Here is a 24,491-nt window from a genome sequence, read left to right on the forward strand (position 1 = left end):
ATGCCAAGTCTTCGAACAGGCTGTGCCATGTGGTTGATCGATCGCCATACCGACGGGCTCTGTGGAACCCGCATTCCCCTGCCATCGCCGCTTCGGGAGGCGTTGGTGACGTGGTACCGCGGCGAGGGGACGCGCGACGACGAGGATGCCGGGATCACGCTCGTCCAACAGGCTCGCATTGGAGACAAATGGCTCGCCTGCGATTGTCTCGGGGCCGATCAGCCGCCGCCCATCCTCACGCCTGCCTTCCTGTCTGAAGCCGAGACCTATTACCTTCGCCGTCTGACCAGCTCCAAGCGGCCAGAGCATCTCCCGGACTGCCCGTTCTTCCGCGACCAGGTGACCAACCGCATAACGCAAACGCGCGACCCGCGAACTCCGGCCGATCCACCAGCCGGCTATTTCGAGGTGTTGAGACCGGCGCCCGAGAAGCTCGCGCAGCGACCGGACGATGACGGTGGCGATGATCGGACTCGAAGCGCATCGGTCCCGCGCCTCGCTCGTCTTTTGTGGCGCCTGCTCGCCGCCAGCCGCCTCAATATCAGCCCGCCGCTCGCCGACGAGCCCGCGGAGCGGACGATCGTCGAAGAGTTCCGCGCGTTGAGCCGGGCGGCCACCCACATCGATATCGCGCCGGGCATCGAGCTCGGCCGGGCACTCTGGACGCACGGTCGGGCCCTGCACAGCAGACGCGCCTACGCCGGCATCCGAGCCCTCGCTAGTCAATGGCCGCGCGGGCACGCTCCGCAAGGCTTCCTCACTGTCTTCGCTTCGGAGTTCAGAGGGTCGACGATCTATCCGGCGGGATGTGACCCCATAAGGGTTGCCAATCGCGTCCAATCGCCGGCGGTGCTGGGCAACCCTGTGAAGGGGCCATATCTGGTGATCGTCGTCGTCGGCGAGTACCCGGAAGCGAGGGGCTACGCGCCGCTGAGGGCGTACGCGCAGCCGATTTTCGCTGGTAATCGGTTCATTCCGGTCGAGACGGAGTTCGAGCGCCGCGTTCTGAGATCGCTGCTGGAAGCGAGGAAGGCGTTCGATCGCGACGGGATCGATTTCGCTATCGAGAAGCCGGTGTTCGATCGGCTCACCGCGCTGGGATCATGCCGGCCCGACTTTCTTTGCGAGGCGCGGTCCCGTTCGACGGGCGAAATCCGGCAGTTGATTGCGCAAGCCGGGCACATCGAGATCGACGAACATGCCGCGCTTCGGCGGAGCCTGGAGCAGATCGCTCCTACCATCACGATTGAACCGATCGATCTCGAGAACGGCCTAATCTATCATCGCCTCACCACCGGTTTCGAACAGCCATTTTGATCTACTGAAGCCTCAGCTCCATGTCAGGGTAGCAGCGAATGAACCGACGATTGCCAGCGTCACGGGAGTAGATAGCAGATACAGCTTCTGCCAACGCCACCAAGTCCGAGGAATGAACAGCACCGCGCCACGGACCGTGCGGAATTCGCTCCAGGCTTGTTCTCGGTAAAGCTGCACCGCCGTTGTCGTGATCGAGAGAACGACCGCGAACGCGCAGCACAATCCGACCGCGACGTACAGCGCCAACCAGTTTTCTATCTCGATCGGCGATAAGTGAGCCATACAGCCTCGCAAACCTTCCTTGCCCGTAACGGCCCTTGCTATCGTCCGTTCCGATCCACTCGCCTTTCATAAGTAGCGAAGCCTTCGAAGCGATGAAGGGCGTGATCCGCAAAGCCGCGAGGCGCCTTCTCCGCTTCTCGCCAGCTTCTCAGCGGTAGCGGTTTGACACTAAGAATTGGCTTAGCCCTTCAAGCGGGTTCCGCCGTGAGTGACAAGCTCGTCCTCGAAGTCTTGATCGCGCCGTCGCGCGACCCGCCTTATTGTTCTCGGCGAGGAGGACCGCGTGCATATTTTCATCGACGAGTCAGGGACGTTTTCCGGGGCGGGTGCCGACGCGCCGGCTGTTTCGACTCTGGGCGCGCTCATCATGCCGTCACACCGCCTGCCCAAGCTGTTCAAAAAGTATGGGAGGCTTCGCGCTAACCTGCCTACGCGCAAGGGGGAGGTGAAAGGTAGCCTACTCGACGAGCGCCAGGTTGCGGCGGTGGTCGAGCTCCTGCGCATCAACGGTGCCCTCTTCTGCGCCTCGATGATCGACCTCGCCGACCACAGCGCGGAGGACATCGCCAAGCACCGCGAGAGGCGCAGCGCGAGCCTCGCCGCCAATCTCACCAACGGCCATACCCAGGAACTGCGCGATAGCATCGCCGCGCTGCAGAGGCGCATGGCTGGGTTTTCCGACCAGCTCTATGTTCAGGGCGCGGTGACGATCGACCTCCTCTACAACGTCATGCAGGACATGATCGTCTATCACTGCCAGCGCTTCCCTAAGGAACTTGGCGAATTCCATTGGGTCATCGACGCCAAGGATCCCAGTGCCGTCACCAATTGGGAGGAATGGTGGTCAAAAACGCTGGTGATCTGGCTGCAGGCGATGTCGCTGGTGAAACCCGGCGCGATGCTGCCCGGCGGCGATTATCGCCATTTTCGCCGTTTCATCTTCGACGAGCTCCCGGAATATCTCCGCGACGTCGCGCCGCCTGCCGATCGCAGCCGGGGTGCCGGCATCGACCTGCAGAAAATGTATGGCGAGAGCTTTCGCTTTTCGAGCGAACCGGAGCCCGGACTCGAGTTGGTCGACATCGTGACCAACGCGCTTCGCCGCGGCTTGATCGGCAACCTCGGCGAGCCCGGATGGCTGCCACTGCGTGGCCTCATGATACATCGAAGCAACGTCTATGTGAGCCCCGTTGGACTGCTGCCACCCGACCGTAAGCTGGCCCGAGCGCTGCTGCCCACCATGAATAAGTTCCGCGCGGGCGGTCGGATTATGGCGACGCCCAACCTTGCCTGGCCCGAGGACGAAATGACCGCCGCTAAATAGACCGGGAGATCGCCGGCGAATCTGGTAACGTCGTCGCATGAACGGTTCCGGTTCTTCCTTCTCCGATCGCTTCGGTTATCACGCCGCGGAAGCCGAGATCACTATTCGCGAAGACGCGCCGACGCCGATCCGTGACGGAATTCTGATGGCGGGATACGGTGCTGACCTTGGCCCCAGTGTGATGCGGGACATTCTGTGCCAAATTCTGCTGCAGCGGCCCGACCAGAACAACTGGTCGGCAAGCAATGTTGAGCGCGAGGTGTCAGGGCTTATCGACGAAGCGCCATGGTATCGCGTGTATGACTTCGCCGAACGCCTCTATGCCGAAATCGGCACGCGCGACTTTACCGGCACACAGCAGGCCCGCTTCGAGGCGCAGCTCAACCAGCTTTTCCGCGATCGGGGTGTGGGCTGGGAGATGAAGCAGGGCACCCTGGTCGCGCGCGGGTCGGAGGCCTTCGCACTCGCCACCGGACATGCAACAGAGGTGATGCGTCAGCACGGCGCGCCGACAGCCGCGAACGAGGTCCATGAGGCCTTGCGCGATATCTCGCGCCGCCCTCAGGCCGATGTCACTGGCGCGATTCAGCACGCCATGGCGGCGCTGGAATGCGTCGCCCGCGAGGTCGGCGGGACGACCGATACGCTTGGACCGATCATCAGGCGGCTGAGCCTGCCGGCGCCGCTCGACCAGGCGGTCGAAAAGCTTTGGGGCTTCACCTCGCAGCAGGGCCGACACATCCTCGAAGGCCGGCAGCCTCAATTTGAGGAAGCTGAACTAGTAGTCACCACCGCCAGCGCGCTCAGCGTCTATCTCCTGCGCCGTCGAGCCGGGTGATCCTGGCCGTCAGCAAGCTTCAACACCATGCCGGTAGCACAGCAGACCTATCCAATTTTAGCGATGAGCCGTCCAGCGGCGCCCTGCTCCGCCGCCAGATTGCGATTGTACGCAAGCGGCATGCGCGGCGACTTCCACCGCAAGGCGTCCATGATTCCGGCCAGATCTTCTCCCGCGACGAACAGGTCTTGATTAAGACCCACACGCGTCGAATGCGCGCTGATCCCTTTCAGAAGCCGCGACAGATCATCAGCGGTCAGGTCTCCCAATGCGCCGCAGTCAAACGCGCGCCGGATTATTGCCCGCCAGATCGGACCGACCGACCCCGGATGCAGCGCCGCGGCACCAACATCATATTCCACGCGCGCCGGCACCGCCGGCTTCGACAGGGTCTTGCGCAAGTCCCACTTCTCGCGGCTGGAGATGCTATCGATCCGCCGCCCTTGTACTGCTGGCCGCGCCTTGTAGCGTCGCACCTGCACACGTCGAAACAAGGGACCGCTCGCAATACCCGCCGCCTCCATCCAAGCTGCGATCGCCCGCGCTGAACGCGGTGACAGGAACGCCGTCGCCCCCTCCCCTTCCTGGTCACCCTTGCTTCGATGGATCGCAAGCAGCCTGGCCTCGGGATCAAGCGCTTCGAGGATATGTTCCACTTCCACAGCGACGAGCTCTGACGCCCGCAATCCGGTGTCGTACGCCACCGACAGCAGCGCCCGGTCGCGCAATCCCGGCAGATCGCCTCCACAAGCCTCCAGGAGCGCCCTCACGTTGATCCCGCGGGGTTTGTCGCGCTCAACGTCGCGCACTGGCCCCTTGAAGCGGAGCGGCCGCGCCTGGGCCTGGGCGGTGCCCTTCTCACGGCGGATCGCGCGCAGCCGCAGCTTGACCAGCGTGGCCTGGGTCGGATCCTTGAGGTCGAGCAGTTGGTGGATTTTGGCGATCGACGCTTTGTAGCGGCCGAGCGAGGCGGGGCGAGCCCCCTGCCCCGCCCGCGCGTCAAGATAGTCGGCGACGATCTCGGGCGTCGCCGGCAGCGCCAAGCGGTTCGTTCGCCGGCACCATAGGTCAAATGCCTCGAGGTCGCATTTGAGCGCGCGGATCGAGTGCGGGGAGCTGGCGGCTTGGTAGGCAGCGATCAACGCCTCGTCGACGACGATGCGGGCGCCGGCGCGCATCTGGGTCGCAGTCCATGCAATCTCGGGAATTAGCTCCGCCGGAACCATCACGATCTCGCCGCCGGCCGTATCGAAATCACCGGTTTCAGGGCTTTCCTGCCCGAGTGGCGCGTTCGCCTCCATGCCCGCCGCTGTAGCGCACCTTATAAAGAGGCGTCAATTTCGGTTATGTGATAACTGCAATTATCGAAGGTGCATAAGCAAGGACTATCATGGGCGGAAACCAACTGCTGACTTTGGTTTCCTTACGTGGCATCGTCGGCACTCATGACCCGCAACGACAACCCTCGTGCCGATGACGCTCTGCTCCTGCTCGGACGCCTGGATGGCCGGCTGCAGGGTAGCACAAGCGCGGACATCTTTCTCGCTCGTTCGCGTCTTAAGGGCGCCTCCACCCTTGCCGGCCTCGCCGGCGTGCCGATCGCAGTGAAAGACCTGCAGGACTGGATCGCGGGTCGCACGCGCCCTCCCCGCTCGTCCGAGGGACTCAACGATCCGATCTCGGTGGCGGCCATCTTCCATATCGCCCTCAGCCGCGATGAGGGTCTTAGCGACCCTCTCGCCCGCGTGACGCTGAATGCGCTGCGGTCCGTCCTGGACGATCGCGCTGAAGCGGAAACCTATGCGACGTCGGACCTCGCCCATTTCGGTCCCCTTTGGCGGAAAGTGCAGGCGGCCGCAGACGCCCCCTTCCCTACCACCGACCTCCTCGGCGTCGCGGACCGCGTCTTCGAGTTGGCCGCCCTCACCGAGCCGGCGACCACTAGCGGTTGGGACGTGGTCAGCCTCGATGGCCGGACGCTCAACCTTCCACCGCGCGGCCGCGACCGAAACTGGTTGATCGCGGTCGCCGTGCCACGGATGCTTTACCGCGCCGGCTTCACCACGCGGATCATCCCCTCTTGTATCCTGCTGCCAAAGTACCTGCCCCCCTCCCCCGCTGAGCTCGTGAGGCTAATGGTGCAGGCGATTGGCCGAACGGCTCAGACGGGGCTTCGGGAACTGGAGTCTATCGAGCGTGCGGCGGCGCGCATCCGGTCCGATCTTCAGGTCACCAAGCGGAGCAAGGCTCCCCTGCTCGCTCGGCTCCAACTATCCTACCCGGGGCTTCAGCCCGCCGCGGTCGCGCGCCTGCTGAAGGTGACACCCCAAGGTGCCCGAAAGCTCTTGGCGTCGACCTCGTCCGGGTCACGCCCAGTGCTGATCTAGCACCGCCCGGATCGCTTCCTCCGCGTCCTGGCGGGACGCTCCGCCCTTGCTCAGCAGGGTCAAGCGGATGCCCTTCCGGTCGGCGCCGTCAATCCGGAGCACCGGCTTCCCGGTTGAACTGGAGATGGTCTCGGGCTTTCCTGACCTCTTGGGGGATCCTGACCTCTTGGGGGGGTCGGCCGCCAGGGTGAGCGCCTTGATCACATCGAGGACCGGCAGCGCCTCGCCGCTCGTCGCCTGCGCTTCGGAAAGCCGCTCAGCTTCCTTGTAGGCCCTCGCCTTTCGATCCTCCGGCTTCAGAAGGCCCTTTAAGGCCATCGCGTTGCGGATGCCGAGATCCTGCGGGTTCACGAACGCCCGGGTCAGCTCCACTGGCAGGCGCGCCAGATCGAGGTAGCGGGTCAGCCAGCTTTCGGAGACCTTGAGCCGCTCGGCCATGGTCTTCTGGCGGCCATCGTAATAGGTGTCGAGCGCGCGCAGATAGTCCCTCGCCCGCTCAAGGTCGGTCAGGTCATCACGAGCCCGGTTCTCGATGTCGGCGAGCCGGAAAGCTTCCTCGTCCCCGATTTCGCGCACATCGACCAGGAACTTGAAGTCAGGGTAATTGTGGGCTCTCAGCCAGCTGATCGACCAATGCCGCCGCGCTCCACAGATCACTTCGAAATCGAAGTCAGGATCGCCAGAGACACGCCGTACGATCGCCGGCATCTCCTGGCGCCCCTGCGCCTTGATGCTCTCGATCAGATCGGCGCAGCGTTCCTCGGTTAGCAGCGCGTAATCGCGGTTGTGGCCTGCCCACATCCGGCAGCGCGCCGGATCGACAAGCTCATGCGTGCGATTGACGATCGCGCCGGAAGCAAGGTCTGCGAGCCTATTGGAGCGCCCCGTGAGCACATTCGAAGCGAGGCCCGAGCGACGCGGCGGCGGAGTCTCCTCGGACAGGTCGATACCCGCCGCCAGATCGGCCGCAAAGCCGGTGTTTTTCCTGCTCATTCGAGCCTCCCTCTACCGAATTGCACGCGTGCAATTGTTCCTTGTTCTCTCAAAATTGCACGCGTGCAATTTCGGATTTTCACGCCAGCGCAGCCTTGCGCAAAGCTGCCTGATGGCTTGGCCACATCGACCTGATATCGACTTCGATCTCCGCGTTCACGCCGTCGAGATAACCAAGGCAGCGATTGCGAACGGCCGAGCTGGTCGCAGGTCCATCAAGCTCATACACGGTCATCAGCCGCGCCGTTGCATTGTCGATCTCGGCCGAATCCTTGAGTGGTGTCCGTACCATCGCATGCCCGAACAGCGTCCGCATCAAATGCAGCAGCTCCTTTTGCATCGACTTGTTCTCGTCGACCTTAGAGCCGACGAACCGTAGGAACTGAAGCTCCGGCGCCAAACCACGCTCGGCAAGCTGCTCGATTGTCTCATCTAGCATCGACAGGAATGCCGCCGTTGACGAGAAATCCATGACCGTCGGCGGCACCGGTACGACAAGGGCGTTCGCCGCGCGAAGAACCGACAGCGAGATGGCGCCCAGCGCCGGCGGCGGATCCATCACGATCACGTCGAACCGGTCCGAAATGCTCTCGATGCCCTCCTTCAAGCGGTCAAGGAGCCCGTCGCTTCCCCGCGCCATGCGCGCGGCCAGCTCATACTCCGAGTTGAACAGCCGGAGGTTCGCCGGGATCAGCTCCAGGCCATCGAAATGCGTCTTGCGCAGTGCGTAATCGAGCGATGACCGCTCGCCCTCCCGGAGAAACGGATAGAGTGTATCGTCCTCGTCGAGGTCGAGATCGGGAACGTAGCCGAACAGCGTCGTTGCGGAGGCTTGGCTGTCGCAATCCACGAGAGCAACGCGATAGCCCCGGATCGCAAGATATTGGGCAAGGTGGACCGCTACCGTGGACTTGCCCACCCCACCCTTGAAGTTCTGAACGGCAACGACGCAGCACGGATCACTTGGCGCACGATAGGGCCGGGTTCCGAAGACGCCTCGCATGTCGTTCAGCTGAGCCAACGTATATCGTTCGCGCCGATTGGTGTCGGTCCGCGATGGTTCGGGCAGGCGTCCGTCCTTCTCCGCATCGCGGATCGCCGCCGGGGTTCGACCTACCAGCTCGGCCGCCTTGCTGATCGTAAAGGTCGGCTCGCGCCGGTCATCAGCCCGCGCACTACGGGCCGAATCGCGCAGCTTCTCAAGCACTGAGGACGTTCGACTGGCAAGCGTCGCAACCGAGACGATCCGCTCGGCTTCCTCTATCTCGAGTCCGTTAGCCACATGCCTACCTTTCGCAATTCGGCGTGTGGTACACCGACTTGCGCTTTTCGGTCAAGAAATGACGAACTTTCGAAAGTCGTTGTGCCGTGATGCGGGCGAAACTCACGTTTCACCCACCATCCTGACTCGGTGGGGGATCATCGAAATTGCACGCGTGCAATTCTTGCTCTCAGGGACGCCCCCGACGGTTGACCCAGCCCTCGCAGAACCCCTTCCAAGACGCGACCATCTTGGCTCCCCGGAGCTTCCCAAGGCGCTCACCCATATGCTCGCGATAGGCGTCCGCGATCATGTTGATGTCCCAGCCACCCCCGTATGCACGGCCGATCGCCAGGAGTTCATCCTCGCCAAAATGAAGTGACCCTCGCGGGAACGTCTTTTCCTCCGGCTTGGCTTTGGGGAGAACCTTCGTTGGCGCCGAAATCTTCCCCTGCCCGGCCGCTGCGACGCTCATCGTCTCCACGCTACCGTCACGCCTCGCTTCCCGCCCCGATGAGTGCCGGTTCAGCTCGTCCACCGTCTCGATGACTTCGGGCGCGCCCTTGGGCTCGAACCGGAACTCAAGCTCAGTGACCGTGCGCCCCTGCCGGATTTCCCGCCACTCCACCCTGAAATGGGCCAGCTGGTCGATCTCGGCCTTTGCCTTTTCGAGCACCTTCCGCCGCAACTGGGCGAAGTCGGCATAGACCTCCGGTGGAATGCCGAGCGCGGCCCGGAGCGCCTGCATGTCGCCCTTCCATGTGGCCTGCCGACGATGCAGCCGGAGCGCGCCAAGCTCATAGAGCTTAAGGGCGTAGCTCGATCTGAAGCCAAGAACGGCCTGTCGGTTTAGCACCGCATAGGTCTCGGAAGCCTGAATCAGCTTTCGCGCGTCGGGTGTGAACTCCCACTCGATCCAGCCCGCCTCGCCACCGTCCTCTTCGCTCTCCTCGCGCGACCGCGAAATGAGCGAGAAGCGAAGCGTCGCCTTTTTCCCTCGCCACGATTTGTCGTCGACCGCGAACAGCGTGCGATGGAGCTCCTCCAACATGTCGCTTATACGCTCATTGCCCTTATGACCCCGGCGAATGTCCGCCTTTCGCATGCGATGCGGACGATCCTCCCAGGCATCCCCGCCCGCAGTCAGGATCATCAGCGCAAGCAATCGTGAGGCTGTCAGACTAAGAGACTCGCCCTTGACGAACTTAACCTCGATGATGTTGCCTGGTTTAGCGAATTGATCGCCACCTTTGGCCTTCAGCGCAGCCGCAACTCGCATCGCACGACCTGGCGATGCTTCGTCGCCGGTTTGGTCTACAGCCTGATCTATTTGGCCAGCGTCGGTTTCCATGCCATGATTACGTTCAGATGTGAGTCTCCGGTGCGCAGTTGCTGCCTGACCTGACCTCTTCCGTCAAGTCAGGTCAGGATCATCCGCCCCTCGGCCTCCCCCAATTGGTCAGGATAAATTTGCATGTCGATCGGCAATAATTCGAGGAAGACTGCCGAGTCGAGCGGCGACGCCCGAACGATGCCCCCCAACCGCCTTTCCAGACGCCTTGCCGATCAGCGCGCATCAAAACTGGGCCAAAGCCCCGCCCAAAACCACGGTCCCCCCAATCGGTCAGGATTGCCCCGGCAGGTCAGGTATCACCCCCCAACGGGACAGGTTGAAGCCCCCAATGGGTCAGTCAAACACCCCCGTCCGGTCAGGCAAAGCGCCGCAGCCCGTTGATTTCACAGTGCTTTTCGCACCCTGAATCTGAATCTTTAGAATCACGAATCCTTCCGCTGCGAGCAGCGGCGTTTTTAAAGATGATTCTTTGAGGAAGTTCACCCGAGTCGCCTCCGTCGACAACGGCCGCGACGCTGAGGAGAGGAGGGGGGTCTAGGCTGGCGAGCAGGAGGTGAACCTATGCCGCTTACAGCCAAGAGGCCGACGCAGGAACTAGTCGACATCGTCGGGACGCTCGGCGGTACCTGGAACGGCTATATCGCGATGTGCCGCTGCCCAGCTCATAGCGACAGCGATCCAAGCCTATCGATCCGCCAAGGTGATCGCGGGATCCTCGTCACGTGCTTTGCCGGATGCTCGCGAGAGGACGTCCTGAGGGAACTCCGCCGAGTCCGACCAGGTCGCCATTATTCGGCGCCCGACGCAACCGGTCCGCAGCGCCCGGCCAATATCGAGCGGCTCTGGGAGCAGGCTGTCGATGTTCGAGGCACCCTGGCCGAGCGCTATCTCGCTCGCCGCAACCTCCTTCCGCCGCCACGCGAGGTGCGCTTTCATCCGAGGTGCCCGTACATGCCGAAGCCGAAGACGGTATTCGAGCCGGCCCTGCTGATCGCCGTGCGCGAGACCCGTCGACTGGTCGCGATTCAGCGGATTTTTCTCAACAAAGCGACCGCCGACTATACGCGCAAGGTAATGCTCGGCATGCCTGGGAACGGCTCGTGGCGGGGCGGGGAGGGGGGCACCATCCTTGCGATTGCCGAGGGCTTCGAAACCGCTGACGCGTTCGCTCGCCTCAACGCCATCCCCTGCTGGGCTTCTCTCGGCGCACGGCGTCTTAATCAACTGATCATCCCGTCAGCAATCGATACACTGCTCATCGCCCAGGACAATGACGCCGAAGGCCGACGCGCGGCCGACAAGGCCGAGATCCATTACCGACGGCCGGGTCTGACCATCCGCCGGGCACCACCCCCGGCAAAGTTCAAGGATTGGGCGAAAGTCCTCGACGCGGTCGTCCAGGGCATCAGTGTCTAGGCGCTCCGGGGTGGAAGAGGGGAGGGGGATCGAGAGCGTGATGCTGCTGAAGGTGCAGCCTCGCAGGAGATCCCAAAATGACCGACCTCTTCCACGCGGCCGATCGCGCCGACCATCATGCCGCGCGTCTGCTCCTACCGCACCTCGCAGCGGACGGCGCTATCAGCCGCCGCCTGATCAATGATATCATGGTCACCGCTTTCGGCGGGTCCGATGCCGACGGCCGCTGGACTCAGCGCACGAGCTTCGAGGTTCTCGAACATGCGCTCGCCCTACACCTTCGCTCAAGCGGCCAGGGCTTGAATTCCTTTGCTCAAGTCAGCGGCCTGGTCGCACTTTCGGAGCGGCTCCCGACCCAGACGGTGCGGAGCGAGGAGCAACTCGACTGGCAGCAATTTTCAACGCCAGTCGACATCGCCGCCGTCGCGGTCCTGCTTGCGGACGTCCAGCCCGATGACGTCATCCTCGAGCCGAGCGCCGGCAACGGATTGCTTGTCGCTCAAACCGGGCCACACAAAGCTCTCCACCTCAACGAACTCGATCCCCTCCGCCGCGGGCGGCTGCACCACGTCTTCCCGGAGGCCACGATCTCCGGCGAGGACGGCGCAACGATCAACTCGACCTTGGCTGCTGCCGAGCGACCCTCGCTCATCCTCATGAACCCGCCGTTCTCGCGCTCCCTCGGGCGCGGCGCCGACGACTATGCTGCGGTCCGCCATCTACAGGCTGCGCTTCGCCGGCTGCAGGCGGGGGGACGTCTGGTTGCGATCATGCCTGATTGGTTCGGGCCCAGCGCCAGGATGCGCGACCAGTACGAAACGGTGCTGCGCAATGTCACCGTCCAGACCTCGGTGCGGCTCGAAAAGTGCTATTTGAAGCACGGGACGTCGATCGCCATCCGACTGTTCGTGATCGACAAGGTCCCCGGCAAGGCACCGCCGTCCGTGATCCAGCGCTCCTCCGTGACCGAGCTTCTCGATGCGCTACGCGTTCCCGAAAGATCGAGGCCCCGTCGAGACGAGCCCGTGCCGGCGCCAAAGCGGTCGGGCGGCATCTCGCTTTTTCGCGCGGTCAAGAGCAGCCGCCCAGAACCGCGCACCTTTCACGCGCCCGTTCGTAACGATGTGCTCCCCGTCGAATATGAGAAGCTCGCGACACCCGCACCGCTCCTCGAGCAGACCGGCGTCTATCTTCCCTACCGGCCAAGCCGGATCAGCTTCGCCACCGCCGGCGAGCATCCGACCGCGCTGGTCGAATCCGTGGCGATGGGATCGATCCCGGCGCCGATCCCCGACTATGTCCCCTCGCTCCCCGAGCGCACCGTTTCCGAGCGCCTGCTTTCCGCCTCCCAGCTCGAAACGGTCGTCTATGCGGGACATGCCTGGGCGCAGACGATCCCCGGCCGCTTCAAGCCGAACAAGGAAGGCGTCGGCTTGACCCTTGCCGAGGACGGCGAAGCCTATCGCAAGGGCTTCTTCCTCGGGGACGGGACGGGTGCAGGCAAGGGACGCCAGATTGCCGCCTGCATCCTCGACAACTGGCTCCAGGGCCGCCGTCGCAACATATGGGTCACCAAGAATGCGCCGTTGCTCGAAGATGCGCGTCGGGATTGGACTGCGCTTGGCGGCCTCAGCGGCGACATCCAGCCGATCTCCAACTGGAACATCGACGAGCCGATCAGGCTCGAGCAAGGAGTTCTTCTCGTCACCTACCCGACGCTCCGCTCGATGCGCGGCGATCACAGCCGGCTGAAGCAGATCGTCGATTGGGCGGGGGCCGACTTCCAAGGCGTGCTGGCGTTCGATGAAGCCCATGAAATGGGCGGGGTCGCGGGCGGGGAGGGCGCCCTTGGCGCCAAGGAAGGATCGCAGCAGGGCATCTGCGGCGTGCTCCTCCAGAACCAGCTTCCCGGTGCGCGCGTGCTTTATGCCTCGGCGACGGGCGCGTCCGACGTCAACAATCTCGCATATGCGGTGCGCCTCGGTCTCTGGGGACCGGAAACCGCCTTTGCCGATCGCGAGCAATTCATCAGCGGCATCCGCAAGGGCGGCATCGCGGCGATGGAGCTAGTTGCTCGCGATCTCAAGGCGACCGGTCTCTACATGGCGCGAGCGTTGAGTTTCGCGGGCGTCGAGTACGAGATTCTGCGGCACGAGCTGACCCCGGCCCAGATCGAAATCTATGACACATATGCCGACGCCTGGTCGATCATTCACCAGAACATGGAGCGGGCTCTCGAACTCACCGGCGTCGTCGACGGGTTGGAAAACGCCACGCTGAACAGTGGCGCCAAGGCGTCAGCCCGCTCGCGCTTCGAATCGACCAAGCAGCGCTTCTTCGGCCAAGTCCTGCTGTCCATGAAGCTTCCAACCGTGATCGCGGCGGTCCGCCAGCATCTTGCGAACGGCCAGTCCGTCGTGTTGCAGCTTGTGACCACAGCTGAGTCGATCCTTGATCGTCGTCTCGACGCGCTGAGCCCCGACGAGCGCGCCGAGCTCGAGATCGATCTGTCGCCACGCGAATATGTGATCGACTATCTCGAGCGCGCCTTTCCGACCCGGCAGATGCGGGTCTTCACGGACGATACCGGCACGCAGCGTTCTGTGCCCATGGAAGACGAAGCTGGGAATCCCGTGTACAACCCGGAGGCCGAGGCCGCGCGTTCACGGCTTATAGAAGATCTGTGCGCTCTGCCTCCGATCACCTCCGCACTCGACGGCCTGCTCGAACAGTTCGGCCATGACACCGTTGCCGAGGTCACGGGGCGGACCAAGCGGCTCGTCTCGACGGCTGACGGCCGCCAGAAGCTCGAGACCCGTTCTACCCGGACGAGCCAGGCTGAAGCGGCCGCGTTCATGCAGGGCCGCAAGCGGATCCTCATCTTCTCCGATGCCGGCGGGACGGGTCGGTCATACCATGCCTCGCGCGATGTGCCGAACCAGGAGCAGAGAGTTCACCTGTTGCTGGAGCCCGGCTGGCGAGCCGACCGAGCCATCCAGGGCCTGGGTCGCACGCACCGCACGCATCAGGCGAGCACGCCGCTGTTCCGGCCCGTCACAACCGACTGCAAAGGCGAGCTACGCTTCACGAGCACGATCGCGCGCCGCCTCGACAGCCTGGGCGCTCTCACCCGCGGCCAGCGCCAGACCGGCGGGCAAAACCTCTTTGATCCCGCCGACAATCTCGAGAGCGAATATGCCTGCGCGGCGCTCGTCACCTGGTTTCATCTGCTCGTCGGCGGCAAGCTGACCAGCGTGTCGCATGGCGAGTTCGAACGCCGAACCGGCCTAGAGCTCTGCGACAAGGACGGAGTCATGAAGGATGAGCTCCCGCCCATCCAGCGCTGGCTCAACCGGATCCTGGCGCTCCCGATCGCCCTTCAGAACAAGATATTCGATGAGTTTCTTTCCTTGGTCGAAACCCGTGTCTCGGCCGCGCGCGACGCCGGGCGTCTCGACGTCGGAGTCGAGACGATCCTCGTCGATACCGCTACGCTGGTGGATGACACACTTTTGCGAACTGATCCGGTCAGTGGGGCGACATCACACCTGCTCACGATCGAGATCGCTCATCGCAGGACGCCGGTCGCGCTGGACCGCATCCTCCATATCGCGAACAGCGATGCCACCGCCGAGTTCCTGATCAACGGGAAGTCCGGCATGGTCGCGTTGCAGACGCGTGCCCGCGCCCTCATGGAGGAGAAAGAGGGAACGCCGATCCCGCGCTTCGAGCTAATGCGGCCGACACGGCGTGAATACATGCGGGAGCAGGAGCTGTTCGAGAGCGCCTGGACGACGATCGACCGCGACGCCTTTTGTCGAAAGTGGCTCGAAGAGGCAGAAGTAGCAGCGAACAAGGTCGACACCGAGACCATTCGGCTCGCGACCGGCTTGTTGCTCCCGATCTGGTCCGCGCTGCCGAGCGATCATCTCGTGGTCAACCGGATCGCGGACAAGGCGGGCAACAGCTGGCTCGGACGGCTCGTCTTCGACGAGCATGTCGTGCAACTCTTCACGAGGCTCGGCATCGACCGTGCCGAGAACATGCCACCCACGGATATCGTCAAGTCCGCCTCGTCGGGACGCAGCGTTGATCTGACCCGGCCGTTCCCGATGACGATCAAACGCTCCCTGGTGAACGGCTCCCAGCGGATCGAACTGGTCGGCGCACCATCGCAGCAACTTGCATGGCTCAAGTCCCTGGGTTGTTTCACCGAGGTTATCCAGTACCGAACCCGCGTCTTCCTGCCCATGGCAACGGCCGGCGACACGCTCGATCGCATACTGCGCGCCGCTGCCTGAGGCGGCCATCGCACATGCTGAATAAGCCACCCCGAATATTCGCAGGATTGAAAATTCGCGTTGCGCGCCCACATCTTAGCGATCGTTCAACAACGGAAAGGAGGTGGTCAGATGTCTCATTGTCACATGCCGCGTGCGGCGGCTCTCATGAGCAAGACCTCCGCCTCGGGGGTCCGGCTCGACTGAGCTGCCCGTTCAGGCAGGACAATGGAAGGGTCGTCCGAAAGGGCGGCCCTTCGTTTTTGTGCGCATGTCTCGAAGCATGAGGCGACCGAGAGCGAGCACGCGGGGGCGGCGTCCACCCTCCCGGAGCGCTCTGAGCCAGAGAGAGGGAAGGGGGGTCGGGGATGGTGTCCGGAACTTGCCGGACGCCATGAGGAGTTTCCCCCGTGATCCAGACCGTCAAACTCAGCAAGCTGCGTCTCTCGCCAATCAACGTTCGCACAGCGCCGGACGAGCAGCTCCAGATCGGACCCATGGCCGCGAGCATCGAGGCGAAGGGCGTTCTGCAGAACCTTCTCGTCACTCCGGCCAAAAAGCCGCGCGGCACCTATGAGGTGTTCGACGGCGGCCGCCGTTGGCGAGCGCTCCGTCTCCTGGCGGAGCGCGGCACGATCTCGGAGGCGGACTACGACGTGCCTGTCATGGTGCTGACGGGGGAGGATGCCGAACTCTCCGAGACTTCGACCGCCACCAACTTTCATCAGCTCAAGATGACGCCGGCCGAAGAATGCCGCGCCTTCCAGCACTTCATCGGCAAGAGTGGCGACATCGATGCGGTTGCCAAGCGGTTCGGCGTCACCCGTCGCTTCGTGGAAGGTCGCCTGCGGCTCGCCTCTCTCGCCGAGCCGATCTTCGAGGCGCTGAGCAAGGGCGAGATCACGCTCGATATCGCCAAGGCATACGCCTCGACCGAGAATCGCGAGAAGCAGCTCCTCGTCTGGAACACGTATAAGCACAGTGAGGTGACCGCGGACACGATCCGCCGGGTCATCGAAAACGAGACGCTCAAAGCCAGCGACCCCATCGCGATGCTGGTCGGCGAACCGCGCTATCGTGCTGCCGGCGGCAAGATCGACGGCGACCTTTTCACAGACGGCAACGACCGTTGGGTCAATCCGGAGATCGCCCATCGTCTCGCCGGCGAGATCATGGAGGCCGAGGCCCGGCGGATCGGTGAGGAGACCGGGCTCGCCTGGATCCGCCCGATCGCCAGCAACTACACGCACAATGCCGCCCACGGGCTCTACCGCGTCATTCTTCAGCCGCCGGAACTGACCGCGGCCCAGAGTGCTCGGCTTGCCGAAATCGCCGAGCGTCGCGGTGCTCTCGAGGCCGAGATGCAGGATGCGGATCTGTCGGAGGCGGCGGTCAAGCTGCTCGACCAGGAAGATGATCGGCTGATCGCCGAGGCCGAGGCAATCGAGAATCGCCCACCGGTGTTGCCGGACGAGCTGAAAGCCCATGTGGGAGCGTTCCTCGTCCTCACCCCCCAAGGCGAGATGCGGCTCGACTCGCAATATTACAGCGAGCAGCAAATCCTCATCGAAAAGCCGCGCGAACCCGTCACGGGCGAGGATGATACTGCTCGTGACGGCGAGGCGGGTCGGGAAGATTCGCCGACCGGAGGATTTCGCGTCGCCGATCGTGGTTCCGCGCAGCCGGGCCGTCGGCCCGAGGCGGTGGCGCCCGGCGGAAAGCCACTCAGCGGGCGGCTGTATGATGAGCTTGCGATCCAGCGACGCGACATCCTCGCTTCGTGCCTCCTGGCGCAGCCCGCGCTGGCGCTCGACTTCGCGCTGTTCGTGATGATCGACGCCCGGATGTGCTCATCTGGCGGTCCCGCCGACGGCGCCGTCAAGTACGGCACGACGATTCGCGCGATGGGTCCGCAGGATCCCATGGTCGGAGATATGCCCAGCTCCCGCGCACGCGCCTACCTGGCGGAAGCCCATGATGGTCTCGACGCCGCGTGGACCGAGCATGACAGCGAGGTGGATCGTTTCGAGGGGTTCCGCGCTCTCGACGATGATAGCAAGGCGAACTGGCTCGCTTATATGGTCGCGCTGTCGCTCGAAGCGAAGCCCGGCCCGTCCAATGTCCAGGTTCCGCTTCACAACCGGATCGCCACGATCCTCGAGGTCGACGTCGCGGGCTGGTGGCGGCCGACCTCGGAGAATTTCTTCGACCGCGTGAACAAGGGCACGATCCTCAGCCTCCTCCACGATGTCGGGGGGCCGGCGCTTACGGCCCGTCACGCTTCGCTCAAGAAGACCGAGATCTCCGAAAGCTGCCAGAAGCTGTTCGCCGGGGAGTCGATCGTCGAACCCGAGGTCAAGCAGGCTGCGCTCGCCTGGGTTCCCAATGCGATGCGCTTCCTCGACGATGCCAACGCGAAGGTCATCGATCCCGCTGATGACGGCGATGCCGAAGACCCGTCCGATGACGCCGAACGCGGCTCGCAGGCCGAGGGCGGCGAGCTCTTCGAACCGGTCGAGGCCTGACCACCCGGCCACGGCCATCCGAACAACCGCGAGAAACTGGCCGTCGGCGCGCCCGCGTCGGCGGCCATCCCGTCATGCGACCGGAGCCCATCATCATGCGCGCCAAATCGACACCGAGCTGCGACGTCGCGGCCGAGATCACCAGTCTCATCATCCGCAAACTGGAGGAAGGGGTTGCGCCCTGGAGCCGACCGTGGCGCGTCACCGGCGCCGGGGGCAGACCGCTGCGGCACTGTGGCACGCCATACACCGGCATCAACACCATCTATCTCTGGGCGATCGCCGACGCGAATGGCTATCGATCCCGCTATTGGATGACTTACCGCCAGGCCGAGGCCCTTGGCGCAAATGTCCGCCGCGGCGAAAGCGGCTCACTCTCGGTCTATTATTCCAACTTCAAAAAGACCGAGGCCAATCCCGTTACGGGCGCCGAGACCGAAAGGAATATCCGGTTCCTGCGGCACTATGTCGTCTTCAACGCCGATCAGATCGATGGTCTTCCAGCCTATTTCTATTCCGGCTCCGACATCATCGATCCTGGCGACCCGTCCGACCGTCAAGGCGCGATCGACGCCTTTTTCGGAGCTGTCCCTGCCAAAGTGCGCCACGGGGGCGATCGCGCCTTCTTCCACCCAACTTTCGATTACATCCAGATGCCGCACCAGCGGTCCTTCAGGACAATGGACCACTATGCTTCGGTGCGCGCGCACGAGACGACGCATTGGTCGGGCGGCACCGCCCGCCTCGCGCGGACGTTCGGCAAGCGGTTCGGGGACCAGGCATACGCATTTGAGGAGCTGGTCGCCGAGATCGGCAGCGGTCTCATCTGCGCACAGCTCGGATTGCCCAATGAGCTCCACGACAATCACGCGAGCTATGTCGCCCACTGGCTCGGAATCCTGCGCGCGGACAAGACCGCGATCATCCACGCCGCGGCCAAGGCCGAACAGGCTTTCAACTATCTCCTCGCCTTCTGCAGCGATCATCGGGACGAGGGCGCGCCAGTGTCCGCTCCCGGCGATCCGCTGGCTGAGGCCGCCTGATCCCTCCCGCTTGCGAAAGGACCCCCTCATGGGTTGGCTCACCATGCCCTTCACGTCGATGGGCGGTCACGCCTCGGCAAAGGCCTATCTCGACGACCAGTTCACCTACAGCCGCGAGGTCGATGGGGGCACCTCGGGTCTCAGGGTGCTCGCCTCGTCCTGCCCACAGAACCGCACCTACTATGCCGCGGCGCAGGTGATGACCAACGGTGCCGGCGGCGAGGTGTTCGCGATCATCTGCAAGGTTCTCTGGAACCCAGGCAGCAAGACCCGTGAGCAGTTCGGCTACAAGGACATGACCGAGTCGATGGGGCCTTGCGAGGACGGATGCCCCCAGCACATCCTCGACCTGCTGACGCCGACCGACAAGGAGCACGCGCTCGACTGGCGTCGTCGCTGCGCCGAGAACCTGAAACGCCGCTCGCGCAAGGTCTCGGACGGCGATCGGATCCGGCTGGAGCAGCCGGTCACCTTTTCCGACGGCCATGTCGGCCAGGAATTCATTGTCGAGAAGCAGGGGCGCCGAGTGACCCTTCGCGACCCGGAGACCCGCGGCCGCTACCGGATCAGCCGCCTAATGGAGCGGCAATGGCGGATCGTGCCGACCACGAAGGTCCACAAGACGATCTTCGCCTGAGCCCCGCCGGTATCATGCTTTCCGAAAAGGATCTGACATGCTTGACCTGAGCACCGGCCTGTCCCCCAAGCGTCTGCTCCTGTGCAGTCGCGAAAACGCCCACCGTGTCGCATCCCGGCTGTTCGACGAGCGGCCGGGTCGCGTCAGCATCGTGCGCACCACCAACCCGATCCAGCCTTTCCGGGTCTGCACCTGGCCGACGTTTGGCGAGCGTGTCGAAGTCGAGATGGTGCTTTGAGGCCCAGCGTTCAAAGCGAGGAGGGCGGCGCCATCGTCGGCCCGCGGCAGGTGCCCTTTCTAGGCCCAAGGTATGACTACCGACCTCCGTTCAGACGGACAGGGTCGGATCGGCCCACCATGACGGGCCCTGCTCGAAGGCGGCGTCCAGCTTCACGATCGGACCGTCCGGCGCATCGGCGACATAGGGATTGGCGAGCGGCATCCGCGTCGCCTTCAGGCGACCCTGCTCTCCCGCGACCCGGCCGCGGCGTTCGAGCAGATCCTCGAGCCATTCCAGATCGTCGAGCATCGCCACCACGCCTCGCCCGGCCAGGCAGAAATAGACGCAACGCTGGAAGTCGTCGGCACCGTCGTTGGCGAGAATCTCGGACAGCTTCCCCTTGCCGGCGGGGATGCCCTCATGAACCCAGTTCACAGCCTCGCGCAGTTCACGAACCGAATAATAGGCGTCCTCGACGTGCATCCCGATCGATGCGTTCGCGATCATGCGGCGCGTCGGCCGGTTCTCGGAATCCAGCGCCGCATCGCGCAGCGTGATGTCGAGGTCGAAGCGCTCGCGGAACGGTGTCGTCGTCATGGCAAATCTCCTGCGCCACAGAACGTATCGTGAACGCGCCGGGCCGTCAATATCACCAAGCCCAAGGAGCCCGCTATGCCGATTGAGATCATCGTCGGGCTGCCGCACCTAAGCGAGGGACCGATCCTCGCCCAAGCTCGCGCATTGCAGCAGCCCGCGCTCATTTCCGCGAATGGTTTGTCTCGCTGGACAGAACGGCGGGGGTGGCGGGAATGGGACGGGTGGCGGCTTTCCCAGCTTAGGAATGCCAAGGGACTGACGGCGCTCTGCCTGGACTCTGCCGGATTCGTCGCGGCGGCTCGATACGGCGGCTTCCCTTGGTCGCTCGCCGATTATGTCGCGCTCGCGGCCGCCTTTCCCTTTCGGTGGTGGGCGAGCGCCGATTATTGCGTCGAGGCAGAAATCGCTCGCGACCGCGAAGAGGTCATCGACCGCCTCTCGCGCACGATCCGCGCCAATCTCGACTGTCGCCGTCTCGCCCAGGATCACGGCATCGCCGACACCCTGATGCCGGTCATCCAGGGCCGCCGACCGGAAGACTATGAGCGCTGCATAGAGGCGCTGTGGGGATCGCTGAAGCCCGGGTCGCTGATCGGCGTAGGCAGCATGTGCCGGCGAGACGTCCATGGTCCGGAGGGGGTCATCGCCGTCATCGACCATCTGGATCAGATATTGCCCAGGGGGGTCCGGCTGCACGCATTTGGCGTGAAGGGTTCGGCGCTGCCATACCTGCTTCCGTTCGAGCACCGGGTCGCATCGATCGACAGCCAGGCATACGGCATCAGCGCCCGACAGGCCGCCCGCCAGGCCCGTGTGTCCAAGAGCGACCGCTTCGTGGCCGACCATATGGCGCGGTGGGTGGGCGCACAGCTCGGACGCCTTGCCAGCCACCCTTTGCGCCTGCCGCACCATCGGCCTGCGGAACCCGATTCCGTCCCGACGGCCCCTTGGGAAACGGCGATCGCGCAGGCCCGAGCCGAGATCCGCGAGCTCATCGAGAGCGGGGATCTCGATCACGACGAGGTGACGGCTCCGTGGATCGAGCAATGGGCGACTGACATCTACCGCGAGCGGCTCGCCGGCTGATGAGAGGGGAGGGGGGCAGGAACGGGGTGAGCATGAGGCTCGCCAGAGTGAGGCACCCATCCCCGACGGAGGTGCCCCGCTACCCTGCAAGGAGATCGGCCGTGACCGCACCCCAGCCCACCGGGACCACCATCGTCCCACTCGCCCGGATAGCCATCGGCTACAACCCGCGCCGCTACTTCGACAGCAAGAAGCACGACGAACTTGTCGCGTCGCTCAGGCTGCGCGGCATGCTTCAGCCGATTCTGGTGCGTCCGGCGGACGATGGCGAAGATCGCTACATCATCGTCGCCGGCGGGCGGCGGTATCGCGCCGCGCTCGAAGCGTTCGGTGCGGACGGCGAAGCGCCGGTCATCATCCGGGAGATGACCGACCAGGAAGCGCTCGAGGCGGCCATCGACGAAAACGATATCCGCGATGACGCCTCCGAAACCGAGCAGGCCGATGCCGCGGTCCGGGTCCTCGCCGCCTGCCAGAACGACCGCGGCGAGGCCGGCCGGCGTCTTGGCTGGTCTCGCGCCAAGCTCGACCGCCGCCTCGCGCTGGCCAACCTTTCGGACGCGGTGAAGCTCGCGCTCGACGAGCGCCGCATCAAGGTCGGCCACGCCGAACTGCTCGCCGCCGTGCCGGCGGACAAGCAGGACAAGGCGATCGATACCATCCTGGGAGCCGGCCTCGACATCGGGAAGACCCGCGACCTCCTCATGCGCGTAACCCAGAATCTTGCCGACGCCTGTTTCGACAAGTCCGAATGCACGACCTGTCCGTTCAACTCCGGGACCCAACGCGCGCTCTTCGAGACCCACGTCGACGATGGCCATTGCACCAACGCGGCATGCTTCCAGCTCAAGACGGACGCGGTAGAGCAGGCCCGTCAGGAGGAGCAGGACCGTTCCGCCTCAGCCGACGACGCCGCCGACGAACACGATCTCGACGAGGCTGACGAGGCCGAGGATCAGGAAGATGAGCGAGCGGACGGGGTCGAGGCGACCGCTCGGCGAGCCGCGCTCGCGCCGGGTAGTCCGTCAGGTCGCGCGACCGTGCGATCGAACGCGAACGCCAATGGCCCCAGCGTCACCGCGAAGTCGATCGCGGGCCGCACAAGCGATCTGCGGGAGGCAACCTGGCGCACCGCGCTGGCGCGCGGGCTCGCAGATAACGCTTCTGATGCTCGAACCGCCATCCTCGTCGCCGCGCTGACCGGCACGCTCTCCCAGATCAAGTCGAGCACGCTGACGGCGCGAGCCGGCCTCCTCGTCAACCCGTCGTTCCCTGATCTGGGCTTCGGGGGCAAAATCGATGAGGTTCGCGAGCTTACTGAGGCCCAGGCGGCAACGGCGCTCTCAGCGATCGGCGCCGCCTACGCCCGCGACGTGCAATCGTTCAGCCATGTCGCCGATCTCGCAAGGGCGTTCGACGTCGACATCCGCCAGGTCTGGCAGGTCGATCGCGCCTTTCTCGAGCGATATACCAAGGACGAGCTGAAATTCGTCGCCCGGGAGTGCGGGCTGATTTCGTACATGGGCGAGAAGGCCTTCGCCAAGCTTCTCGGCTCCAAGAAGGCCGATCTGATCACCGGCATGCTGAACGCCGCCGGCTTCGATTGGGCGGGCCGGCTGCCGAGCGCGATGACCCTCGACGGGCAATATGGCGCGGCGCCCGGCGCCGCCCCGGTGTCCAGCCGCCGCGTCGATGCGCTCGCCGCCTGATCCACTTTCCTCGCATCCGAACAAGGACGAACAACCATGCTTATCGCAAACCTGCTCCCGCTGCTCCACCGCTATTCGTTAGGGTTCGACCTTGTCGCCGGGCCGGACGACACCGTGACCCTGACCGTCATCCCTCGGAAGGTCGAGGGCACGACGGCCGCCCTCGAGGTCGGCGAGACACGGCCCATCTCCATCACCGCAAGCGCAGCGGAAATCGACGCGGAACTCGCGCGCGGCGCCGACGGCGCGCTCGGTCAGCTGATCGCGACGCGCAGGACGCTCGCCGATCAGATCGCCGACCAACGTGAAGCCGCTGAAGCCGCCAAGGCCGCGTCCGCCGAGGCCGCCAAGTCAAGGGCGACACCGGCGCCGGCAAGGACGGCGACCACTTCCGCGTCGCCGGCACCAGCTCCGAACGCGCTCCCGGCCGAGGCCAAATCGGACGAGCCGGCAAGCCTCTGGTGACGGCCCCCGCTTCGGCCCGTGTTCAAATTCTCAGGAGAAGCCCCATGCAGATCAATCACCTCGCACGCGCTTATCGATATGATGGAATCGACCTCCCGGTCCCGCCCCACCTTGCCGAAGACCCGCAGGGCCTGCGCGCCTACCATGCCACCCTCTATCCCGCGATTCTGAACGCCGAGCTGGTCGACGCCGGCGTCACCGCGGGTACCCATGTCACCGAGTACCGCCGCGCGGTCGGCACCAAGGGATAGCCGTGGCGCGCAAGGCCGACGCGGTCCTTCCCGCCGCACCCCGCAAGACACTCCTCGAATGGATCGAGTTCGACGATGGCGACGCTACCCGCTCTCCCGGACCACCCTGCGACCCGCAGGCCCAGGCCCTCCACCTCAAGATCCTCATCGACCCGGCATCGCAACACGGCGAACCGGCCGAGCCCCTCCAGTCTCCCAACGGCTTGCGACTGCCCCCGCTCGGCTGACCTGGCCGGGCGGTCGGTCGTCTTGTCCCGGGAGATCCCGGTCAGCTTCGATCAGCCGCTTGCACGTCATCACAAGCTGATTGGCGGTTGGGTTGCATCGCGCGACCAGACGGCACGGCGTTGCACGCGCGCTGAGGCCCGGCGCCGCATCGAGCGCGTTTTCGATAAGGCGGTTCTGGATATTCTCAGGCCGCTCGAACTGGCCGAACTGCGCGTCGCCGTCCTCAACAGCGAGGACATGGACGCGCCGGCCATCGCCATCGTCTGCGACAGTATGGG

At 64.3% G+C, this 24,491-nt stretch carries 22 protein-coding genes and 1 pseudogene; 16 read left to right on the forward strand and 7 right to left on the reverse strand.

The window, feature by feature from the left end; translation table 11 throughout:
* Positions 1-27 precede the first annotated feature (27 nt).
* Positions 28-1,317, forward strand: coding sequence for a hypothetical protein (locus CA234_RS08985; protein ID WP_126001465.1), 1,290 nt, complete (start codon positions 28-30; stop codon positions 1,315-1,317).
* A gap of 12 nt (positions 1,318-1,329) precedes the next feature.
* Here the strand turns inward: CA234_RS08985 and CA234_RS08990 are convergent, their stop codons facing one another.
* Positions 1,330-1,599: a hypothetical protein gene (locus CA234_RS08990; RefSeq protein ID WP_126001466.1), complete on the reverse strand. Its 270-nt coding sequence runs from the start codon at positions 1,597-1,599 to the stop codon at positions 1,330-1,332.
* A 283-nt stretch (positions 1,600-1,882) separates the two neighbouring features.
* Between CA234_RS08990 and CA234_RS08995 the strand changes: the two genes are divergently transcribed.
* Positions 1,883-2,923 carry a hypothetical protein gene (locus CA234_RS08995; protein WP_126001467.1) on the forward strand — a complete coding sequence of 347 codons (1,041 nt, stop codon included), beginning with the start codon at positions 1,883-1,885 and terminating at the stop codon, positions 2,921-2,923.
* A 37-nt stretch (positions 2,924-2,960) separates the two neighbouring features.
* Positions 2,961-3,761 carry a hypothetical protein gene (locus CA234_RS09000; RefSeq protein WP_126001468.1) on the forward strand — a complete coding sequence of 267 codons (801 nt, stop codon included), beginning with the start codon at positions 2,961-2,963 and terminating at the stop codon, positions 3,759-3,761.
* Positions 3,762-3,808: 47 nt separating this feature from the next.
* On the opposite strand, the gene CA234_RS09005 is transcribed toward CA234_RS09000, so the two are convergent.
* Positions 3,809-4,987 carry a tyrosine-type recombinase/integrase gene (locus tag CA234_RS09005; RefSeq protein ID WP_126001494.1) on the reverse strand — a complete coding sequence of 393 codons (1,179 nt, stop codon included), beginning with the start codon at positions 4,985-4,987 and terminating at the stop codon, positions 3,809-3,811.
* A 219-nt stretch (positions 4,988-5,206) separates the two neighbouring features.
* Here CA234_RS09005 and CA234_RS09010 point away from each other — a divergent pair, with 219 nt between their 5' ends.
* The gene (locus CA234_RS09010; RefSeq protein WP_126001469.1) at positions 5,207-6,148 is read left to right on the forward strand and encodes a hypothetical protein; all 942 of its coding nucleotides are present in this window, start codon (positions 5,207-5,209) and stop codon (positions 6,146-6,148) included.
* Here the strand turns inward: CA234_RS09010 and CA234_RS09015 are convergent.
* The 4 genes from CA234_RS09015 to CA234_RS24305 form a co-directional block, all read right to left on the reverse strand.
* The gene (locus tag CA234_RS09015) at positions 6,128-7,141 is read right to left on the reverse strand and encodes a ParB/RepB/Spo0J family partition protein (protein WP_126001470.1); all 1,014 of its coding nucleotides are present in this window, start codon (positions 7,139-7,141) and stop codon (positions 6,128-6,130) included. The genes CA234_RS09010 and CA234_RS09015 overlap by 21 nt on opposite strands.
* 79 nt (positions 7,142-7,220) lie before the next feature.
* Positions 7,221-8,423 carry an AAA family ATPase gene (locus CA234_RS09020; RefSeq protein WP_126001471.1) on the reverse strand — a complete coding sequence of 401 codons (1,203 nt, stop codon included), beginning with the start codon at positions 8,421-8,423 and terminating at the stop codon, positions 7,221-7,223.
* Positions 8,424-8,592: 169 nt separating this feature from the next.
* Positions 8,593-9,753, reverse strand: a complete 1,161-nt coding sequence (locus CA234_RS09025; protein ID WP_206431149.1) for a replication initiation protein — start codon at positions 9,751-9,753, stop codon at positions 8,593-8,595.
* A 336-nt stretch (positions 9,754-10,089) separates the two neighbouring features.
* Complete coding sequence (locus CA234_RS24305; protein WP_164521755.1) at positions 10,090-10,239, reverse strand: hypothetical protein; 150 nt, start codon at positions 10,237-10,239, stop codon at positions 10,090-10,092.
* Between the two features lie 78 nt (positions 10,240-10,317).
* Between CA234_RS24305 and CA234_RS09030 the strand changes: the two genes are divergently transcribed.
* From CA234_RS09030 to CA234_RS09055, 6 genes are all read left to right on the forward strand, one after another.
* A complete protein-coding gene (locus CA234_RS09030; RefSeq protein ID WP_126001472.1) occupies positions 10,318-11,172 on the forward strand; it encodes a toprim domain-containing protein in 855 nt (284 codons plus the stop codon).
* A gap of 77 nt (positions 11,173-11,249) precedes the next feature.
* Positions 11,250-15,473: a strawberry notch-like NTP hydrolase domain-containing protein gene (locus tag CA234_RS09035; protein ID WP_126001473.1), complete on the forward strand. Its 4,224-nt coding sequence runs from the start codon at positions 11,250-11,252 to the stop codon at positions 15,471-15,473.
* 389 nt (positions 15,474-15,862) lie between these two features.
* Complete coding sequence (locus tag CA234_RS09040; RefSeq protein ID WP_241213403.1) at positions 15,863-17,977, forward strand: ParB/RepB/Spo0J family partition protein; 2,115 nt, start codon at positions 15,863-15,865, stop codon at positions 17,975-17,977.
* Between the two features lie 95 nt (positions 17,978-18,072).
* A complete protein-coding gene (locus CA234_RS09045; protein ID WP_126001474.1) occupies positions 18,073-19,020 on the forward strand; it encodes a zincin-like metallopeptidase domain-containing protein in 948 nt (315 codons plus the stop codon).
* A gap of 28 nt (positions 19,021-19,048) precedes the next feature.
* The gene (locus CA234_RS09050) at positions 19,049-19,657 is read left to right on the forward strand and encodes a hypothetical protein (RefSeq protein ID WP_126001475.1); all 609 of its coding nucleotides are present in this window, start codon (positions 19,049-19,051) and stop codon (positions 19,655-19,657) included.
* 37 nt (positions 19,658-19,694) lie between these two features.
* Positions 19,695-19,895, forward strand: a complete 201-nt coding sequence (locus CA234_RS09055) for a hypothetical protein (protein WP_126001476.1) — start codon at positions 19,695-19,697, stop codon at positions 19,893-19,895.
* Positions 19,896-19,985: 90 nt separating this feature from the next.
* Here CA234_RS09055 and CA234_RS09060 read toward each other — a convergent pair whose 3' ends face one another.
* Positions 19,986-20,474 (reverse strand): hypothetical protein, encoded by a 489-nt coding sequence (locus tag CA234_RS09060; RefSeq protein ID WP_126001477.1) that lies wholly within the window; start codon positions 20,472-20,474, stop codon positions 19,986-19,988.
* Between the two features lie 75 nt (positions 20,475-20,549).
* Between CA234_RS09060 and CA234_RS09065 the strand changes: the two genes are divergently transcribed.
* The 6 genes and pseudogenes from CA234_RS09065 to CA234_RS24590 form a co-directional block, all read left to right on the forward strand.
* Positions 20,550-21,560 (forward strand): hypothetical protein, encoded by a 1,011-nt coding sequence (locus tag CA234_RS09065; protein ID WP_126001478.1) that lies wholly within the window; start codon positions 20,550-20,552, stop codon positions 21,558-21,560.
* 101 nt (positions 21,561-21,661) lie between these two features.
* Positions 21,662-23,269 carry a PRTRC system ParB family protein gene (locus tag CA234_RS09070; RefSeq protein ID WP_126001479.1) on the forward strand — a complete coding sequence of 536 codons (1,608 nt, stop codon included), beginning with the start codon at positions 21,662-21,664 and terminating at the stop codon, positions 23,267-23,269.
* Between the two features lie 36 nt (positions 23,270-23,305).
* Positions 23,306-23,734, forward strand: coding sequence for a PRTRC system protein E (locus CA234_RS09075; RefSeq protein WP_126001480.1), 429 nt, complete (start codon positions 23,306-23,308; stop codon positions 23,732-23,734).
* Between the two features lie 44 nt (positions 23,735-23,778).
* A complete protein-coding gene (locus CA234_RS09080) occupies positions 23,779-23,985 on the forward strand; it encodes a PRTRC system protein C (RefSeq protein WP_126001481.1) in 207 nt (68 codons plus the stop codon).
* Between the two features lie 2 nt (positions 23,986-23,987).
* Entirely contained in the window at positions 23,988-24,212 is a 225-nt protein-coding gene (locus tag CA234_RS24585) for a hypothetical protein (protein ID WP_206431151.1), read from the forward strand.
* Positions 24,213-24,234: 22 nt separating this feature from the next.
* Positions 24,235-24,491: pseudogene (locus CA234_RS24590) on the forward strand (hypothetical protein); the annotation flags it as partial.

This window comes from Sphingomonas sp. ABOLE (genome assembly GCF_003950455.1).
Lineage (GTDB): Bacteria > Pseudomonadota > Alphaproteobacteria > Sphingomonadales > Sphingomonadaceae > Sphingomonas > Sphingomonas trueperi.

What these genes read in the sequence shown, in the direction of transcription:
- CA234_RS08985 (WP_126001465.1), top strand. Translation starts at nt 28, where the DNA reads ATGTGGTTGATCGATCGCCATACCGACGGGCTCTGTGGAACCCGCATT.
- CA234_RS08990 (WP_126001466.1), bottom strand. Translation starts at nt 1,599, where the DNA reads ATGGCTCACTTATCGCCGATCGAGATAGAAAACTGGTTGGCGCTGTAC.
- CA234_RS09000 (WP_126001468.1), top strand. Translation starts at nt 2,961, where the DNA reads ATGAACGGTTCCGGTTCTTCCTTCTCCGATCGCTTCGGTTATCACGCC.
- CA234_RS09005 (WP_126001494.1), bottom strand. Translation starts at nt 4,987, where the DNA reads ATGGTTCCGGCGGAGCTAATTCCCGAGATTGCATGGACTGCGACCCAG.
- CA234_RS09010 (WP_126001469.1), top strand. Translation starts at nt 5,207, where the DNA reads ATGACCCGCAACGACAACCCTCGTGCCGATGACGCTCTGCTCCTGCTC.
- CA234_RS09015 (WP_126001470.1), bottom strand. Translation starts at nt 7,141, where the DNA reads ATGAGCAGGAAAAACACCGGCTTTGCGGCCGATCTGGCGGCGGGTATC.
- CA234_RS09025 (WP_206431149.1), bottom strand. Translation starts at nt 9,753, where the DNA reads ATGGAAACCGACGCTGGCCAAATAGATCAGGCTGTAGACCAAACCGGC.
- CA234_RS09030 (WP_126001472.1), top strand. Translation starts at nt 10,318, where the DNA reads ATGCCGCTTACAGCCAAGAGGCCGACGCAGGAACTAGTCGACATCGTC.
- CA234_RS09035 (WP_126001473.1), top strand. Translation starts at nt 11,250, where the DNA reads ATGACCGACCTCTTCCACGCGGCCGATCGCGCCGACCATCATGCCGCG.
- CA234_RS09045 (WP_126001474.1), top strand. Translation starts at nt 18,073, where the DNA reads ATGCGCGCCAAATCGACACCGAGCTGCGACGTCGCGGCCGAGATCACC.
- CA234_RS09050 (WP_126001475.1), top strand. Translation starts at nt 19,049, where the DNA reads ATGGGTTGGCTCACCATGCCCTTCACGTCGATGGGCGGTCACGCCTCG.
- CA234_RS09055 (WP_126001476.1), top strand. Translation starts at nt 19,695, where the DNA reads ATGCTTGACCTGAGCACCGGCCTGTCCCCCAAGCGTCTGCTCCTGTGC.
- CA234_RS09060 (WP_126001477.1), bottom strand. Translation starts at nt 20,474, where the DNA reads ATGACGACGACACCGTTCCGCGAGCGCTTCGACCTCGACATCACGCTG.
- CA234_RS09065 (WP_126001478.1), top strand. Translation starts at nt 20,550, where the DNA reads ATGCCGATTGAGATCATCGTCGGGCTGCCGCACCTAAGCGAGGGACCG.
- CA234_RS09075 (WP_126001480.1), top strand. Translation starts at nt 23,306, where the DNA reads ATGCTTATCGCAAACCTGCTCCCGCTGCTCCACCGCTATTCGTTAGGG.
- CA234_RS09080 (WP_126001481.1), top strand. Translation starts at nt 23,779, where the DNA reads ATGCAGATCAATCACCTCGCACGCGCTTATCGATATGATGGAATCGAC.